The organism is Clostridium puniceum (assembly GCF_002006345.1).
GTDB classification, from domain to species: domain Bacteria; phylum Bacillota; class Clostridia; order Clostridiales; family Clostridiaceae; genus Clostridium; species Clostridium puniceum.
In genome coordinates this window covers 1-781 of sequence record NZ_LZZM01000135.1, presented here as the reverse complement: position 1 = coordinate 781, position 781 = coordinate 1, and the positions used below count along the sequence as shown (strand labels likewise).

Genomic DNA, 781 nt, shown 5'->3' with positions numbered 1-781 from the left:
ACTTATATTCATTACTCAATATTTTCACTCCTTATTTTGTGTCCGAATCGGACACATTTTTATTTTCTAAATTGGTTCTTAGATTTTAAATTTTCTTTCGTTTTTTCAATCCTTTTTATTTCCTCTGGCTTGCATTTTGATAAATCTACTGCATAAGGACAATTAGCTTCTTCCTCTACTCTAATAAGGCTTATATCATCAAATGCTTTGTATAAAGGGCATGTCTTATAATCGCTTTTACAACCAACGCATTTAATCTCTGCAAGTTCCTCTATTAATGGCTCAAATTTCTTTCTTTCCATAATCACATATTTAAAATTGTCATTAATATCTCTTAATAATTTTTTAAGTGTATAATCATCTACTAATCTATAATCAAATTTTATTAGCTGCTTTTGAAGCTTTTCTATTTCTGCTTCATCCAAGTTTTCCTCAATTTCATCACAAAACTTAATCAAATAACTTTTAACTAATTTTATATTCTTCTGCATCGACTGAGTAATCATACCTTTTCTTTTCCACTCAACCCATATCTCATTAGTTATTTTATTGTTTAAATTTCTTTCACCATTTATCATCTGAACAAATGACTTTGAAAGCATATAGAAATTTCTTTCCTCTGAGTTTAAATAACCTCTTTTAAAATTACTCAACTCCATGCACCTTCTTTCTTAATATCAATTCAATATCATCACTAATCTTTTTTACCTGTGCATTAGTAATTCCATTTCTTTTCATAGCTTCAGTAACCGAATCTATTAAATAACTTTCAAACTTCCGG

1 protein-coding gene is annotated in these 781 nt (G+C 28.0%); it reads right to left on the bottom strand.

From position 1 onward, the window contains the following. Positions 1-59: 59 nt before the first annotated feature. A complete protein-coding gene (locus tag CLPUN_RS10370; RefSeq protein WP_077847208.1) occupies positions 60-653 on the bottom strand; it encodes a DUF5651 domain-containing protein in 594 nt (197 codons plus the stop codon). Positions 654-781 lie beyond the last annotated feature (128 nt).